We start from the raw sequence: 16,285 nt of genomic DNA on the forward strand, positions 1-16,285 counted from the left end.
TCACGGCGGGGCTTCCGCCATCGGGCGGAGGGGAAGGCGGGCGGTGCCCGAGGTCACCGGGGAGTGAGGCGGAAGATGCGCAGTTCGCGGTCGACGCGGGCCTGGTAACGGTAGTAGACGGGCCAGACCTCGGTAAGCCGCTGCCAGACGCGGGCGCGTTCCTCGTCCGTCAGGAGGTCGCCGGTGACCTTGTGGACTTTCTTCTCATACTCGACCGTGGCCTCGGGGGTCTTCAGGAGGTTGCCGGTCCACGCGGGGTGCTTGTCCTGACCGAAGTTGCTTCCCACGACGATCCACCCGCCGCTCTCGGGCATGCACAGCAGGGGGGAGATCCGTTCCTCGCCGCTTTTGGCCCCGATCGTCGTGAGGTACAGGGTCGGCACCAGCAGCTGCGACAGCATGACCCGTCCCCCGGTCACCTTGTGCAGGGTCCGGTCCAGTCCCGGGACCACCTTGGGCCCGACCTTGCTGAACCACGGAGCACCGGAGATCTTCTGGAAGGGCGGCCCGAACACGCGCTGGATCAAGGGCGATTGTGTGGACATGGGTCCTCCTGGCGGAACCGGAGACAACGGAAGAAAAACTAACGCTTGGTATGTATCCCTGTCATCTCCTCTGATCAGGTCAGACCACGACGGTGACCCTGGAACCGGTGCGGGACTTGTGGAGGCGGAGCTGGGCGGGGATGCGGGTGCGGAGTTCGGCGACATGGCTGACGACGCCGACGGCGCGGCCGCCGTCGCGCAGGGAGTCCAGGACGGTCATGACCTCGTCGAGGGTGTCCTCGTCCAGGGTGCCGAAGCCCTCGTCGACGAAGAGGGTGGCGATCTCGGCGCCGCCCGCCTCGGCGGTGACGACGTCGGCCAGGCCCAGGGCGAGGCTGAGGGAGGTGATGAAGGATTCGCCGCCCGACAGGGTGGCGGGATCGCGTTCCTGGCCGGTCCAGCCGTCGATGACGCGCAGGCCCAGGCCGCCGCTGGCGCGCTTGGTGTCGCCGGCGGACTTGTCGATGGTGTGCTTCAGCAGGTAGCGGCCCGAGGACATGGTGGTGAGGCGTTCGTTGGCGGCGGCCACCACCTGCTCCAGCCTGGCGGCCAGGACATAGGCCGACAGCCGCATGTGCAGGGCGTTGGGCGGCTGGCCGTTGACGAGGTTGGCCAGACGGGCGCAGATCGCGTGCTCCCGGGCGGCGGGCTCCCACTCCCGGAGCCGCGCGCGAAGTTCGGCGTGCAGCTCCATCAGGCGGGTGTGGCGCTGGGAGGCCCGGTCGCGGGCGGAGACCAGGGCGGTGTGGGACTGCTCGGCCCGGTGGGCGGCCTCCTCCAGCGCAGCCAGGCCGGGCGCGGGCAGCGCCGCGGCGGCGACGAGGTCGGGGGAGGACAGGAGGTCGCGCACCGCCGCCTCGGCCGCGTCGTACTCCCGGACCTGGGACTCCAGCCGGGCCCGGACGTCCGGGGCGAGAAGGGAACGCGCGGCCTCCTCCGCGGAGGCGAAGCCCTCGGCCGTCCACGCCTCGGTCAGCGCCTGTTCGGCCGCCGCCAGCTCCGAACGGGCGGCGGCGGCGCGGGCGTCCGCCTCGATGGCGTCGGTCAGCAGGTCGGCCTCCCCGGACAGGCGGACGGCACGGGCCTGGAGGGAGAGGTCCCCGCCCCGGGCGGTGTCCAGCTCGGCTCGCAGCCGGATCTCCTCGCCGTCCAGGGCGGTGAGGGACGCCCGGGTCTCGGCGAGCCGGCGGCCGGTGTCGGCATGGGCCTGCCGGGCCTCCTCCAGCTCGAGCCGGACGGCCTTCAACCGGGGTTCGAGGGTCTCGGCGCGGGCGGCGGCGGCCTGGCGCGCGGCGAGTTCCGTCCTGACCTCCTCCAGTGCCTTGGCGAGGGTCTCGACGGGCAGGTCCGTGCGTTCCAGCAGCAGGTCGTACTCGGCGCGCAGGCCTTCGACCCGCCGCCCGGCCTCCTCCCGGTGCTTCTGAGCGGCCTCGTCCTCCCTCGCGGCCCGCGCCTCCTCCTCCTGGGACGGGACGTCGGTGGCTCCGACGGCGGGCGCGGGATGCTCGGCCGAGCCGCAGACCTTGCACGGTTCGCCGGGGACGAGGTCGGCCGCCAGCGCCGCCGCCATCCGGGTCAGCCGCAGCTCCCGCAGCTCCTGCACCCGGTCGCGGGTCCGCTGGGCCCGGTCGACCGCCTGACGGGTCTCCTCTTCGGCATGCGCCAGCCGACGGGCCACCAGGTCGCGTTGCCGTGCGCCCTCCACGGCCTTTTCGGCGTCGTCGACGTCCTTCTGCGCCGCCTCGGCCCCGGCCGCCTGGATCCGGGCCTCTTCCAGCAGCGTCTGCTGCTCCTCGACCTGAGCGGGCAGCTCCTCCAGCCGTGCCCGGAGGCGTTCCTCCTCGTCCGCCCATCGCCGCTCCTGCTCGCGGTGCCCGGCGAGTTCCCGCAGCACCTCGTGGTGCCGGACCTCCCGTCCCCGCAGGGCCTCCAGTCGGGCCAGCTCCGCCCGCCAGACGCGCTCCGCCCGTCCGAGCGCCTCCACGGGCGCCTCGACGGACAGCGGCGGGCACACATGCCCCTCCGAGGAGGAGGCGTCCGCCTCGGGGGACGGACCACCGGATGACGCGGCCGCCGGGGAAGACGCGCAGACGCAGGAGGGCGGGACGAGGTCGGCCGCACGGCGGCGCAGGCCGGCGGCCCGGCCCATGGCCTGGGAGAGCGCGTCACGGCGGTCGGCGGCGGCCCGCGCGTAGGGGAGCACCCGGGTGGCGCGGTCGGCCAGGCCCAGGAGGCCGGCCCAGCCCTCGCGTTCACCGGCGCGTGCGGTGAGAGCCTCCCGCCTCTGGACGGCCTGGACGTGGCGGGCCTGGCGGGAGGCCAGCTCCCGGCCCTCGTCGAGACGGAGGCGGGCGGCGCCCAGCCGCTCTTCGGAGGCGGTGAGCATGCCGGACGCCACCGTCAGCAGGTCGTGGTGGTGGGCGGCGAGCTCGGTGGCCCAGGGCAGGAGCGCCTCATCGGGCCGGGAGGCGGCGGTGATCTCCGCGACGCGGTCGGCCGTCGCCAGCGCCGCGGCGCGCAGCTCCTCGGCCTCCCGGCCCGTCCTGGCGCGCTCCTCGGCGAGCCGTTTCTCGACCGAGGCGTAGATCTCGGTGGCGAAGAGCTTCTCGAGGACCTTGCGGCGGTCCTCGGCGCCCGCGCGCAGGAAGGCCGCGAACTCCCCCTGGGGGAGCATGGCCACCTGGTTGAACTGGGGGGCGGTCATCCCCAGCAGGCGCTGGACGAGGTCGCCGGCCTCGTCCAGTCGGTTGGTGTGGCCGATCCACTCGCCGTCGGCCCACTCCTCCACGAGGACCTTCGACTGCTCCATGCGGGTGCCCGAGCCGCGGAGTTTGGGGCGTTCCCAGGCGGGGGAGCGGGTGAAGCGGAAGCGGCGCCCCCGGATGTCGGCCTCCAGCACCACCCCGGGGGCCGCCCCGGGGGCGGCGTGGTCGCTGCGCAGCAGCTTCACCGCGTTGCGCGCCCCCGGCACCTGGCCGTACAGCGCGAAGCACACCGCGTCGAGCACGCTCGTCTTGCCCGCGCCCGTCGGGCCGTTGATGAGGAACAGGCCCGCCTCGCCGAGCGCCCGGAAATCGATCTTCTCCGTGCCGGAGAACGGGCCGAAAGCGGTGACTTCCAGGTGGAGCAGTCTCATCGGGGCGTTCCCCTCTCCCCGGCCCGGGGGGCCGGGATCCGGACGCGTTCCTCCTGGCGGCAGTGGGTGAACGCGTCCTCCAGAAGGGCGCGTTCCTCGGGCAGGGCCTCCTCGCCGCCCACCTCCTTCAGGAAGTCGCAGGCCAGCTCGACGCCGGAGCGCTCCTTGACCTTCTCGGCCCAGGTGCGTTCGCCCTCCGTCGCGATGGAGGGCTCGAACCCGAGCACCAGCGTGTGCGGGAACCGTGCCCTCAGCCGTTCCATCGCGCCCGCCGGGCGTTTGACGTCCGTCAGCGTCACCTTCAGCCAGTGCCCGGTGTAGGCCTCATGGCGCGGATCGGACAGCAGTTCCTCCAGCGTGCCGCGCAGCTGCGCGATCGGCCGGGGCACCGGCGCCGCGACGAACGAGACGTCCCGCAGCCCCCCGGAGCCCACGTCGACCAGCCACGAGCCCTTCTCGTGGTGCTCCTCGGAGAAGGAGTAGGCGATCGGCGAACCCGAGTAGCGCACTCCCTCGCGCAGGGTCTGCCGTCCGTGCAGATGTCCGAGCGCCGCGTAGTCGACGCCGTCGAACACGTTCGCAGGGACCATCTGCACCCCGCCGACCGCGATGTCGCGTTCGCTCTCGCTCACCACGGGCTCGACGTTCCCGGACGTCACGAACGCGTGCGCGAGCACGACGCGCGCCCCGGGCGTGCCGTCTTCGCAGATCCGGCGCATCGCCTCGGTGAGCGCCGCCGCGTGCGACCGCTCCGTCAACTTCCACTCGGACCGCACGAAGTCCGGCTCCAGGTAGGGGATCGGGTAGACGACCACGTCCTCCAGCACCACCGGCCGGCCCACCGAGCGGGGAGAGGTGCGCACGTGCACCCCGGCCGAGTCGAGCAGTTCGGAACCGACGCCGAGCCGCACCGCCGAGTCGTGGTTGCCGGAGATGAGCACCACCCGGGTGACGGCGGCGAGCCGCCGCAGCGTCTCGTCGTAGAGCCGGACGGCGTCGACCGGCGGCAGCGCCCGGTCGTAGACGTCGCCGGAGACCAGGACGCAGTCGACCCGCTCGTCGCGGACGGTTTCCAGCAGGTGGTCGGCGAACGCGGCCTGCGCCCCGAGGAGGTCCTCCCGGTGGAAGGAGCGGCCCAGGTGCCAGTCGGAGGTGTGCAGAAGTCTCATGACGCTCAAGACCATAAGCGTCCCCCACCGACAATTTCCGGCCCGCAACGCCCCCGGCGTATCAACGACACCGGATCGGTATGGACTCCGCCGCGCGAACGCCGCGCGGGCGTTGTGCGGCGGCACAGTCGCGTGTGCTCGCGCTGTGCGGCGGCAGCGTGCCGCTTCCGGACCCTGGACGGCGGATACGGCTCATGTTGTAGTGAGCGCCGGCTCCGGGAGGTGCGAGATGGCCGTCCATGGGCGTGATCGGGAACTCGATCTGCTGGACGAACTGGTGGTCAGGGCCAGGACGGGTCATGGCGGCGCGCTGGCGGTCAGGAGCGGGCCCGGGCTCGGACGCAGCACCCTTCTGCGCTGGGCGGCGCGCCGGGCCGCCCCCGACTTCCGGGTGCTCAGCCTTCCCGGAATCCGTGCCGAGGCGAGGCTGACCCGCGCGGGGCTCGGCCGCATCCTGTCCGAGATACCGGACAACCCGCACGAGGTGCGCTGCTCTCTGGCCGAGCTGGCCAAGGACCGTCCGCTGCTGTGCGTCGTGGACGACGCGCACTGGCTCGACAGGGAGTCCCTGGAAGCGCTCGCGTACACCGCGCGCAGAGTGGGCGGCGAACCGATCCTCATGCTGTTCGCCGCGCACAACGAGCACATCCTGATTCCCGAACGCGACCGCCTCGCCTCCATCCCGGCCCTTCCGCTGCCGCCTTTGGACGACGAGACGAGCCGTCTGATCCTGCGCGAATGCGCCGAGGACATCCCCGAAGAACTGGAATCGATCCTGGTCGACCTGGCCGGAGGCAATCCCCGCGCCCTCCTGGAACTGGGCCGTTCCCTCACCCCGGGCCAGCTCTCCGGCACAGAACCGCCCCCGGCCACCCTTCCGGCCGGCAGCGGACTGCGCGCCGTCTACCGCCGCCGTTTCTTCCGGTTGTCGGAGACCGCGCGGCTCCTGCTCCTGATGGCCGTGGTGGAGGACCGCCTGGACACCGTCACGCTCGGCCGTGCCGCGGCCTCGGCCGGTCTGGACCTCGCGGAACTGGAACCCGCCCGCGCCCTGGGACTGATCGCCGTCGACGGGGACCACGTCACGGTCCCCGGGCTTCTCATCCGCAGCGTCCTGTACGCCGACTCTCCGCTCGCCGAAAGGCAGACCGCGCACCGGCTGCTGGCGGGCGTACTCGAGCGCCCGGACCAGAGCGCCCGCCGCCTCTGGCACCGCACGGCGGTCACCAGCAGCCCCAGTGACGCCGGCCGCCTTCGCGTCGCGGCCCTGAACGCCGAGCCCACGGAAGCCGCCCGCCTTTGGACACGCGCCGCCGAACTCTCCGGAGACCCGGACGACCTGCTCGGCGCGGCCGGAGCCTTCTGGCGCTCCGGTGACCCCGCGCGGGCGCGCATCCTGATCCGCCGCGCGCAGGCCGACCCCGCCGTCCCTCCCGGGGAGGCCGAACTCCTTCTGGGAGAGATCGAGCTGTTCGACGGCCTGCCCGGACGCTCCCGCGCCCTCTTCCAGACCGCCGCCGAGTCCCTGCCTTCCGAACGCCGCCTGGACGCCCTGGTCCGCGCGGGAGAAGCGGCCTTCCTGGCCGGAGACATCATCGCCTACCTGGAGCTGGCGGCTCAGGCGAAGGACGTCCCCGGCCCGGAGCTCCTGGTCCTGCACTTCAAAGGAACGTCCGCGGCCTTCGCCAACGGCGATTTCACCACTCCGCTGCGAAGGCTGCTCACCCTGCCGGTGAGCTGCCTCGACCACATCTGGGCCAGTACGGCCGCCGCGCTGCTGGGCGACGACACCGCGGCACACGAACTCGCGGGCCGCGCGGTACGCACCGCCCACGGCGGCTACTCCACCCTGCGCCCCGCGGCCCTCCACCTGCTCTCGCAAGCCGACGCATGGCGCGGGCGTTTCACCGAGGCGACGGCCTGCTCCCTGGAGGGCCTCGCTCTGGCGAGATCGATGAGCCAAGGCAACGTGGCCACCGACCATCTGGCCCTGCTCGCGCTGCTCGCGGCTCTGCGAGGGGATAGGGAGAACTCCGAACGCCATGCCGTCCAGGCGATCCAGACGGCTTCCACGCGGGGCCTCAACCGTTCCGAAGCGTTCATCTCCTGGGCCCGTGCGGCTCTGGATCTGCTCGAAGACCGCCCCGCGGAAGCAACGGCACGCCTGGAAGTCATGACCGTCCATCCGGTCGTACGAGTGATGACCACCCCGCTGTACGTCGAAGCCGCCGTGCAATCGGGGAGACGCGACGCGGCCGCTGGAGCGCTGCATCTGTTCGACCGCTGGGCCCAGACCACTGCCAACCCCGCCCGAATGGCTCTTTCCCGGCGCTGTTACGCGCTGCTGGCGGACAAGGACGCGGAGGAGAACTTCACCGCGGCTCTGGCATTGCACCGTCTGGGCGGCTCCCCGTTCGAGCTGGCCCGCACCCAGCTGCTGTACGGAGCCTGGTTGAGAAGGGCGAGACGCCCCAGCGACGCCCGGACGCACCTGCGTCAGGCGCTGCACATCTTCCGGCACTATGACGCGCCGGGATGGGCCGAACGCGCCCGCGCCGAACTGCGTGCCGCGGGGGAGAGCTGCGCCGGCCCGGAAAGCCGCGAACCCGCCGCGGGGCTGACCGCCCAGCAGGAGCAGATAGCGCGTCTGGCCGCGGAAGGATCCACCAACCGCGAGATCGCCGCCCGCCTGACGCTCAGTCCCCGCACCGTCGAACACCATCTGCGCAACGTCTTCGCCAGGCTGGGCGTGCGCTCCAGGGTCGAACTGGCCAGGTTCTTCTCCTGAACGAAGATCCGGTGCCATGAGCCCCGCGAGCCGCCGGCGGGGCGGGGGGACGTACGCTGGCATGGTGAGTGATCGCCCTTACGTCCTTCTCAGCTGCGCCATGTCGGTGGACGGTTACATCGACGACCTGACCGGCGAGCGGCTCACGCTCTCCAACGCGGCGGACCTGGACCGGGTGGACGCCGTCCGGGCCACGATGGACGCGATCATGGTGGGGGCCAACACCGTCCGCAGGGACGACCCGTCCCTGCTGATCAAGTCGCAGGCGCGCCGGATCGACCGGGTCTCCCGGGGGCTGCCCGAAGACCTCCTCAAGGTCACCGTGACCAGCGGGGGCACCCTGGACCCGGGCTCCCGCTTCTTCACCACCGGCACGTCGCCCAAGCTCGTCTACGCCGGCGAGGACGTCGCCGAGGACCTGGCCGCCAGGCTGGGCGCCGCCGCGACCGTGATCGACATGGGGGCGCGCGTCGAGCTGCCGGTGCTGCTGGCCGACCTGTCCGCGCGGGGGGTCCGGCGGCTCATGGTCGAGGGCGGCGGCGCGGTGCACACCGCGTTCCTCTCCGCCGGGCTGGCGGACGAGCTGCACCTGGCGGTCGCCCCGTTCCTCATCGGGGACCCCGGGGCGCCCCGCTTCACCTACCCGAGCGTGTTCCCGCAGACCCCGGAGCACCCGATGCGGCTGGCCGAGGTCCGCAAGATCGGCGAGGTGGCCCTGCTGCGCTACACGATGGGACACCATGAGCGCTGACGACCTGGCCTGGCTGGCCCTCGCCTGCGACCTGGCGCGGGAGTGCCCGCCGTCGGAGACCGCCTTCTCCGTCGGCGCGGTGGTGGTGGACGCCGGGGGCGTGGAGCTGGCCCGCGGGTATTCGCGCGAGACGGACGAGAAGGTCCACGCCGAGGAGTCGGCCCTGGCCAAGCTCGCCGGGCGGGACCTGTCCGGCGCGACGGTCTACAGCTCGCTGGAGCCGTGCGCCCGCCGGTTGTCGCGGCCGAAGCCGTGCGCCAGGCTGATCATGGAGCGGGGGATCGGGCGGGTGGTCTTCGCCTGGCGCGAGCCCGCCCTGTTCGTCGAAGGCGACGGGGTGGAGCTGCTGGAGGCCTCGGGGGTGGAGGTCGTCGAGCTTCCCGAGCTGGCCGAATCGGCCAGGGAGCCCAACCGCCACCTGCTGGGGTGAGACTCAAGTCTAGGCTCAAGTATCGACAATGACGCCGGGCTTGTGGAGAATCGGGGCATACGCGAGATGCGGTCGAAGGGCCCACAAGCCGACGGCCGCCCCCTCCGGACGTCCACCCCTGGTTGGAGGAACCCCTTGCACGAGCACAACCGCTTCTTCATCGGCGGAGACTGGGTCGAGCCCGCGGGAACGGGCACGATCGAGGTCGTCTCCCCGCACACCGAAGAAGTCATCGGACGGGTGCCCGAGGGCACCAACGCCGATATCGACAGGGCGGTGGCCGCCGCGCGGCAGGCCTTCGACCACGGGCCCTGGCCCCGGATGACCCCGGCCGAGCGGGCCGAGGCGCTGGGCCGCCTGTCGGCCATCTACGCCGCCAACAGCCAGGCGATGGCCGACCTGGTGGTGGAGGAGATGGGCTCGCCCGCCTTGTTCGCGGTGTTCGCCCAGGCGGCCATCCCGCAGATGACGCTGCAGTACTACGTCGACCTGGCCTCCTCCTACACCTGGGAGGAGGAACGCCCCGGCATGCAGGGCCCGGTGACCGTCACCAAGGAGCCGGTCGGCGTCGTGGCGGCGATCTACCCGTGGAACGTCCCGCAGTTCACGCTGATGATGAAGCTGGCCCCCGCGCTGCTGGCGGGCTGCACCGTGGTGGCCAAGCCCTCCCCGGAGACCCCGCTGGACGCCTACCTGCTCGCCGAGTGGGTCAAGGAGGCCGGCATCCCCGACGGGGTCGTCAACTTCGTGCCCGGCGGCCGCGAGGTCGGCGCCCACCTGGTGGCCCACCGGGGCGTCGACAAGGTCGCCTTCACCGGCTCCACCACCGCCGGACAGCAGATCGGCGAGGTGTGCGGACGCCAGCTCAAGCGCTGCACCCTGGAGCTGGGAGGAAAGTCCGCCGCGATCATCCTGGAGGACGCCGACCTCGCCTCCACCATCGAGGGCTTCAAGCTCGCCGCGCTGATGAACAACGGCCAGGCCTGCGCCGCGCAGACCCGCATCCTGGCGCCCCGCAGCCGCTACGACGAGGTCGCCGACGCGTTGGCGGCCATGGTCGGGAGCATGACCGTGGGAGACCCCGCCGACTACGGGACCGAGGTCGGCCCGCTGGTGGCCCGCCGCCAGCAGGAGCGGGTGGAGAGCTACATCCGCATCGGCCAGGAGGAGGGCGCCAAACTCCTCGTGGGAGGGCTCGAGCGGCCGCACGACCGCGGCTGGTACGTCGCCCCCACCGTCTTCGGCAACGTCACCAACGACATGCGCATCGCCCGCGAGGAGATCTTCGGTCCCGTCCTGGCCCTCCTGTCCTACGACGACGAGGAGGACGCCGTCCGCATCGCCAACGACAGCGACTACGGCCTGGGCGGCTCGGTGTGGACCGCCGACGTCGACCACGGCATCGAGGTCGCCCGGCGCATCCGTACCGGAAGCTGCGGCGTCAACCTCTACAGCATCGACCCCAACACCCCGTTCGGCGGCTACAAGAACTCCGGGCTCGGCCGCGAGTGCGGCCCCGAGGGCCTGGACGCCTACCTGGAGCACAAGTCCATCCCGCGTCCCGCCTGAGAAACATGGAGAAGGGGGCCGGACATCCGCGTCCGGCCCCCTTCCGCATGCTCAGAAGCAGGGTGACCGTCAAAGATAAAGGCCGGTGCCGTGCTCCGGGCGCTCGTTGGCGATCGCGTGGAGATCTCGCTCGCGCATCACCAGGTAGGTGGTGCCCTGCAGCTCCACCTCGAACTGGTCGTCGGGGTGGAACAGGACCCGGTCGCCGACCTTGACGGTCCGCACATGGTGTCCGGTGCCGCAGACCTCTCCCCAGACCAGCTGGTTGGAGGTGTCGGAGGTGGCGGGGATGACGATGCCGCTGCTGCTGGTGCGCTCGGCTTCCTTCTCAGGCTTGATCATCACCCGGTCGTGCAGCATCTGGACTTCGAACTTCGGCTCGGACACGTCGTAGATTCTACCGACTGAGGAGTTAGAGCCGTTTCCCGAGGACGTCCTGGAAGGCGGAGACCTCGGTGAAGACCCCGGGACGTCCGTTCTCGGCGCAGCCGTCGGCCCAGGAAGCCAGGCCCACGACCCGGGTCTTCGTCTTCACCTGGACGACCAGCGGCCCCCCGTCGTCGAACCGGCAGGCGGCGGCCTTGGTGGAACCCGCGCAGATCATGCCGGAATCCAGGCTGTCCCCGTAGGCGGCCCTGCACTCGGACTCGCCGACCAGAGGCACGGCGGCTTTGCGGAGAACCGCGTTCGTCGGCTTGGTCTCACTGGTGGAGCCCCAGCCGAGGACGAACCCCTTGTCGCCGGTGACTCCGCCCAGCTTGACCGGCTTGATCTTCTTGACCTTCCTGGCGAGGGTGAGGACCGCGAGATCGTTGTGCTGGACCTCCACGCCGTCGAACTCCGTGACCCGGTAGCCGGGGTGGACCCAGACCTTCTTGACCTTGTAGGTCGTGCCGTTCTTCTTCTTGAGGTTCGTACGGCCGAACGTCACGTCGAGCTGCTTGGGCGTGTACTTGAACTGGCGGGCGCAGTGCGCGGCCGTCAGCACCTTGTCGGCACGCACCAGCACACCGCCGCAGTGATGGCCGTCGGGCCGGAAGAAGGCGGCGGGGGAATGCAGCGCGCCCAGCCAGGGGTAGGCGGTGGCCTTGACCGCGGTGCCGCCGACGACGGCGGACGCCGGGGCGCCGGCCAGCACCACGGGCAGGGCGAGAGCTGCGATGAGGGGGGTGGCTATGCGCATGACGATCAGTCGTACCGTCTTCCGGTCTTGGAGGAGAGCCTTCCGGCGAGATTGCGGGGCACGAACTTGCCCAGCCCGACGATCGCCTTGTACTGGGGACCGGGAACCGAGACCTGCACGCCCTTCTTCAGGTCCTTGAGGGCGGCGTCGACGACGTCGTCGGCGTTCAGCCACAGCGCCTCCGGGATACCGGAGACGTCCATCTTCGCGCGCTCGTGGAACTCGGTGTGCACGAAGCCCGGGCACAGCGCCATCACCTTGACGTTCGGGTCCTTCACGTCCTGGGCGACGGCCTGACTGAAGCTGACGACCCACGCCTTGGACGCGCCGTACGTCCCGCGGGAGAAGAAAGCGGCCACAGAGGCGACGTTGACGATGCCGCCCTTCCGGCGGTTGCGCATACCGGGAAGCGCGGCGTACGTCAGGCGGAGGACGGCTTCGCAGTGCACCTTCAGCATGCGCAGCTCTTCTTCGACGGGGACGTCGAGGAAGGTTCCCTGGTGCCCGAAACCGGCGTTGTTCACCAGCAGGTCGACACCCTGCCGGAGCCGGTCCTCCACCCTGCTGATGCCCTGGTCGTCGGCCAGGTCGGCCTGGAGGGCCTCGACGGCCACGCCGTAGTCCCCGCGCAGGCGGTCGGCTGTCTCGGCGAGATTCTCGGCGTTACGGGCGACGAGGACCAGATCGAGTCCGTCCTTGGCGAGACGGCGGGCGAAGGCGGCGCCGATACCCGCCGTCGCCCCGGTGATGAGTGCGGTCGGCATGCACCTACCCTACGGAGAAATCCCGCGGGTCCGGGCGTCGGGTGGCTCTGCGGTACGCAAAGGTGAAGCCCGGCCAGTTGTTGACGTGCTTGCCGTCCTCCGTCTGGTACCAGCTCCTGCATCCGGCGTTCCAGATGGTTCTGCGCATACGTTCCTGGAGGTCCTTGTTGAAGGCGTTCTGCGTCTCCTTCTTCACCTCCAGCACACCGCCGGTCTCCAGGCAGCCGAGGATGTACCGGAACTGGCTTTCCAGCATGTAGACGATGCTGTTGTGGCCGAGATTCGTGTTCGGACCGTAGAGCAGGTACAGGTTCGGGAAGCCGTGGACGGTCAGGCCGAGATGCGCCTCGGCGCCGTCGGCCCAGGCCTTCTCGAGGGTGAGGCCGTCCCTGCCGGTGACGCGCATGGGCGCCAGGAACTCCGTCGCGCGGAAACCCGTGCCCAGGACGATGGTGTCGGCCTCGCGGAAGGTGCCGTCGCCGGTGACCACGCCGTTGCGTCGTACCTCTTTGATGGGATCGGTGACGAGGTCGACGTTCGGCCGCTGCACGGCGGGCAGGTAGTCGTCGGAGATCAGGACGCGTTTGCAGCCCAGGGGGTGGTCCGGGGTCAGCTTGCGGCGCAGTTCCGGATCGGCGACCTCCTTGCGCAGGCGCCTGCGGTAGGAGCGCTCGATGGGTTTGAGCAGGACGGGGTGGCGGACGAAGCCCAGAGCGCGGGATTCGAGCAGCAGGTAGGTCCGCAGCCGGTCCAGGTCCTGCAGGAAGGGGAGCGCGGAGTAGACGCGCCTGGCCAGGGGGCCGTAACGGCGGTCGGGCTTGGGGATGATCCAGGTGGCCGAACGCTGGTACACGTCCAGGTGGGCGGCCTTCGCGGCCAGATGCGGGACGAACTGGATGGCGCTGGCCCCCGTGCCGATGACGGCGACCTTCCGTCCGGTGGCGTCGTGGCCGTGGTCCCAGCGGGCGGAGTGGAACACGGCGCCCTCGAAGTCCTCCAGCCCCGGCAGGTCGGGGATCGCCGGACGGTTGAGCTGGCCGCAGGCCGAGACGAGCACCTCGGCCGCGATGGGGCCCGCGGAGGTGTCGAGCAGCCAGCGCCCGTCCTCGAAGGCCGCGGAGCGGACCTCGGTGTTCAGCCTCGGCTCGAGGCCGTACTCGTCCACGCAGTGCCGCAGGTAGTCCAGGATCTCCGGCTGCTCGGCGAACCGCCGGCTCCAGTCCGTCTTGCGCGCGAAGGAGAAGGAGTACAGATGGGACGGCACGTCGCAGGCCGCCCCGGGATAGGTGTTGTCCCGCCAGGTGCCGCCGACCTGAGCGCCCTTGTCCAGCAGCACATGGCTGATGCCCGCCCGCTTCAACAGGATCGCGAGCCCGATCCCGCCGAAGCCCGCACCGATGATCGCGACCCGAAAAGTATCCACTTATCCATATTGGGGCGGCCCTCACGAACAGTCCAGGGCTGTTGCCCGGCCGCGGGGATCCGGGATCAGGTGTCGGGGAACTCGCGGGGGACCATGACGCGCAGGGCGTTGGGGAGCAGGCGGACGCTGACGGGGGTGCGCGCGCGGAGCTCGCCGTCGACGTCCACGGCCATGGGCGGGTCGGTGGCGACCTCGACGGCGTTGGTGGTGAGGAAGGAGGGCTCGGCCAGCGTGCGGAAACGCCCGGTCGCGGCGTGCCGGGCGGTGGCCGACATCAGCCGGAGCCGGGCGTCGTCGCCGAGCTGGTAGACGGCCAGCAGCCGGTCGTCGGGGCTGGCGTCCTTCGCGATCACCCGCCCGCTGTGGTGGCTGCCGTTGGCGATGTTCAGCTGGTGGGTGGTCAGCTCCTGGACCTCGCCGCCGATGGTGAGGGTGGCCTTGAACGCGTGGTGCCGGGGGAGCTTCCACAGCGCGGTGAGCAGGTAGGCGAGCCGGCCGAGGTAGCGCTTGAGCAGGTGCGGGACGGAGCCGGCGACCTGGACGGACATGCCGAGGCTGACCATGTTGGCGAACGTCTCCACCGGCTCGCCGGTCCGGGGGTCGAACTCCCCGAGGTCAACGTCCGCGACCTTCCCGGCGCGGATCACCTCGACCGCGCCCCTGAGGTCGAGCGGCAGCCACAGGCCGCGGGCGAAGTTGTTGGTGGTGCCCAGCGGCAGCAGACCCAGCGCCACGTCCTGGTACGCCAGATGCCGGACCGCCTCCTTGAGCGTGCCGTCCCCGCCGCCGACCACGATGAGGTCGGGCTTCAGCTCCAGGGTCTCCTCGAAGATCTCCGTCAGCCGGGCCGGGTCGCTCACCGGATGGAGCTGCACGAACCCGATCCCCGCCTTGATCAGCAGTCGCAGCGCCTCCGCGTAGCAGCGCCGCCCCCGGCGGGACCGGGTGTTGACGATCAGAACGGCCCGTCCCCCCGAGCGGATCGAGTCCTCCAGTTCGGCCTTGCTACGCATGGAGCGCCCATCCCGTCCAGAAGTGCCAGGCGTGACCGGGCGAGACCCGCGCACGCGTAGCCCCATCCTATGAAGGAGAACCCGGCTCTCCGTCCCCGCCCGGGTCCTGACACCAGGGCTTTCCCGTCCGGACACGTCCCGCACCCTTCGAGCACACATCACCGGGGCGGCGCGGGCGGTCGCGGAAGGCGGCTCTCAGGTGGAGGGGCGGTTCAGGAGGCGAAGGGAGCGAGGTCTCGGCGTTCTATGGCGGCGGCCATGAGGTCGGGGAAACGGTCGGGGGCGCAGGCGAAGGCGGGGATGCCCAGGGCCGCCAGGGCCGCGGCGTTCTCGTGGTCGTGGGCGGGAGCGCCTTCGTCGGAGAGCGCGAGCAGGGCGATCACTTGGGTGCCGGCCCGGGTGAGGTCCGCGGCGCGGCGCAGCATCTCCTCGCGGGGGCCGCCCTCGTACAGGTCGCTGATCAGGACGACGATGGTGTCGGACGGCCGGGAGACGAGCCGCCGGCAGTAGGCGAGGGCACGGTTGATGTCCGTGCCGCCGCCCAGTTGCGTCCCGAACAGCACCTCGACGGGGTCGTGGAGCCGGTCGGTCAGGTCCGCCACGGCGGTGTCGAAGGCGACGAGTGACGTCCGCAACGACGGTATGGAGGCGAGGACCGCGCTGAAGACGCCCGCGTACACCACGGACGCGGCCATGGAACCGCTCTGGTCCACGCACAGGATCACGTCCCGCTGCACGCCCTGCCGCCGCCGCCCGAAGCCCACCAGCCGTTCGGGAACGACGGTGCGCTGCTCGGGCAGGTAGTTCCGGAGGTTGGCGTGCACCGTCCGCCGCCAGTCGACGTCTCCCTGCCGCCGTGGCCGCGTCACCCGCGCCGACCGTTCCAGCGCGCCCCGCACCGCCGACCGGAGCCTCTGCTCCAGCCGTCCCTCCAGCTCCCGCACGACCTGCCGCACCACCTGCCGCGCCGTCTCCCGAGCCCGCTCCGGCAGCACGGAGTTCAACGACAGCAGCGTCCCCACCAAGCGCACGTCGGGCTCGACCGCCTCGAGCATCTCGGGCTCCAGCAGCAGCCGCCCCAGGTCCAGCCGCTCGATGGCGTCCTGCTGCAGCACCCGCACCACCGAGGCGGGAAAGTATTCCCTGATGTCCCCCAGCCACCGCGCCACCTGCGGCGCCGACTCCTGCAGCCCGCCCCGCCGCTTACCGGCCCTCCCCCCGTACAACGCCTCCAGCGCCGAGTCCATCCGCCCGTCGGCCCGTTGCAGCGCGACCCCGACCCCGGCGTCCTCCCCCAGGACCATCCGCCACCGCCGAGCCCTCTCCGACTCCGCCTCGGCCTCCGCCCCGGCGTCCTTCCCGGACAGGACGTCCGGCATCTCCTCGTTCACAAGGCCTCCTTGGAACCGCGCCCCTGCGGCGGACACGGCGAGCGCCGGCACCTGGCGCGGTGCGCCGCGAGCGGACGCGGAACCGGGTGCGACGTGCTGACGTCCGGGTCGGGTGCGGTGAAT

The 16,285-nt window shown here is 71.4% G+C and carries 13 protein-coding genes; 4 read left to right on the plus strand and 9 right to left on the minus strand.

Annotated features, from left to right (window positions below; all coding sequences use genetic code 11):
• Positions 1-53: 53 nt before the first annotated feature.
• From ABGB12_RS15985 to ABGB12_RS15995, 3 genes are all read right to left on the minus strand, one after another.
• The gene (locus tag ABGB12_RS15985; protein WP_347678537.1) at positions 54-545 is read right to left on the minus strand and encodes a nitroreductase family deazaflavin-dependent oxidoreductase; all 492 of its coding nucleotides are present in this window, start codon (positions 543-545) and stop codon (positions 54-56) included.
• Positions 546-624: 79 nt separating this feature from the next.
• Positions 625-3,681 carry an SMC family ATPase gene (locus ABGB12_RS15990; RefSeq protein WP_347678539.1) on the minus strand — a complete coding sequence of 1,019 codons (3,057 nt, stop codon included), beginning with the start codon at positions 3,679-3,681 and terminating at the stop codon, positions 625-627.
• On the minus strand, positions 3,678-4,850 hold the full coding sequence (locus ABGB12_RS15995; RefSeq protein WP_347678541.1) for an exonuclease SbcCD subunit D: 1,173 nt from the start codon (positions 4,848-4,850) through the stop codon (positions 3,678-3,680). Before ABGB12_RS15995 ends, ABGB12_RS15990 begins: the two co-directional genes overlap by 4 nt.
• 229 nt (positions 4,851-5,079) lie before the next feature.
• Here ABGB12_RS15995 and ABGB12_RS16000 point away from each other — a divergent pair, with 229 nt between their 5' ends.
• The 4 genes from ABGB12_RS16000 to ABGB12_RS16015 all read left to right on the plus strand — a co-directional run bounded on the left by ABGB12_RS16000 (position 5,080) and on the right by ABGB12_RS16015 (position 10,388).
• On the plus strand, positions 5,080-7,638 hold the full coding sequence (locus ABGB12_RS16000; RefSeq protein WP_347678543.1) for a LuxR C-terminal-related transcriptional regulator: 2,559 nt from the start codon (positions 5,080-5,082) through the stop codon (positions 7,636-7,638).
• A 61-nt stretch (positions 7,639-7,699) separates the two neighbouring features.
• Positions 7,700-8,389 (plus strand): dihydrofolate reductase family protein, encoded by a 690-nt coding sequence (locus ABGB12_RS16005; RefSeq protein WP_347678545.1) that lies wholly within the window; start codon positions 7,700-7,702, stop codon positions 8,387-8,389.
• On the plus strand, positions 8,379-8,819 hold the full coding sequence (locus ABGB12_RS16010; protein ID WP_347678547.1) for a dCMP deaminase: 441 nt from the start codon (positions 8,379-8,381) through the stop codon (positions 8,817-8,819). Before ABGB12_RS16005 ends, ABGB12_RS16010 begins: the two co-directional genes overlap by 11 nt.
• Positions 8,820-8,954: 135 nt before the next feature.
• Positions 8,955-10,388 (plus strand): aldehyde dehydrogenase, encoded by a 1,434-nt coding sequence (locus tag ABGB12_RS16015; protein WP_347678549.1) that lies wholly within the window; start codon positions 8,955-8,957, stop codon positions 10,386-10,388.
• A 69-nt stretch (positions 10,389-10,457) separates the two neighbouring features.
• On the opposite strand, the gene ABGB12_RS16020 is transcribed toward ABGB12_RS16015, so the two are convergent.
• From ABGB12_RS16020 to ABGB12_RS16045, 6 genes are all read right to left on the minus strand, one after another.
• The gene (locus ABGB12_RS16020) at positions 10,458-10,775 is read right to left on the minus strand and encodes a co-chaperone GroES (protein ID WP_347678550.1); all 318 of its coding nucleotides are present in this window, start codon (positions 10,773-10,775) and stop codon (positions 10,458-10,460) included.
• A gap of 25 nt (positions 10,776-10,800) precedes the next feature.
• Positions 10,801-11,571, minus strand: coding sequence for a serine protease (locus ABGB12_RS16025; RefSeq protein ID WP_347678552.1), 771 nt, complete (start codon positions 11,569-11,571; stop codon positions 10,801-10,803).
• 5 nt (positions 11,572-11,576) lie between these two features.
• The gene (locus tag ABGB12_RS16030) at positions 11,577-12,335 is read right to left on the minus strand and encodes an SDR family oxidoreductase (protein WP_347678554.1); all 759 of its coding nucleotides are present in this window, start codon (positions 12,333-12,335) and stop codon (positions 11,577-11,579) included.
• A gap of 4 nt (positions 12,336-12,339) precedes the next feature.
• A complete protein-coding gene (locus ABGB12_RS16035) occupies positions 12,340-13,758 on the minus strand; it encodes an NAD(P)/FAD-dependent oxidoreductase (protein WP_347678556.1) in 1,419 nt (472 codons plus the stop codon).
• Positions 13,759-13,823: 65 nt separating this feature from the next.
• Complete coding sequence (locus ABGB12_RS16040) at positions 13,824-14,771, minus strand: YegS/Rv2252/BmrU family lipid kinase (RefSeq protein ID WP_347678558.1); 948 nt, start codon at positions 14,769-14,771, stop codon at positions 13,824-13,826.
• 212 nt (positions 14,772-14,983) lie between these two features.
• Positions 14,984-16,075: a VWA domain-containing protein gene (locus ABGB12_RS16045; RefSeq protein ID WP_347679187.1), complete on the minus strand. Its 1,092-nt coding sequence runs from the start codon at positions 16,073-16,075 to the stop codon at positions 14,984-14,986.
• Positions 16,076-16,285: the final 210 nt, after the last annotated feature.

The sequence above is a fragment of the Actinocorallia sp. B10E7 genome, assembly GCF_039871655.1.
Lineage (GTDB): Bacteria > Actinomycetota > Actinomycetes > Streptosporangiales > Streptosporangiaceae > Actinocorallia.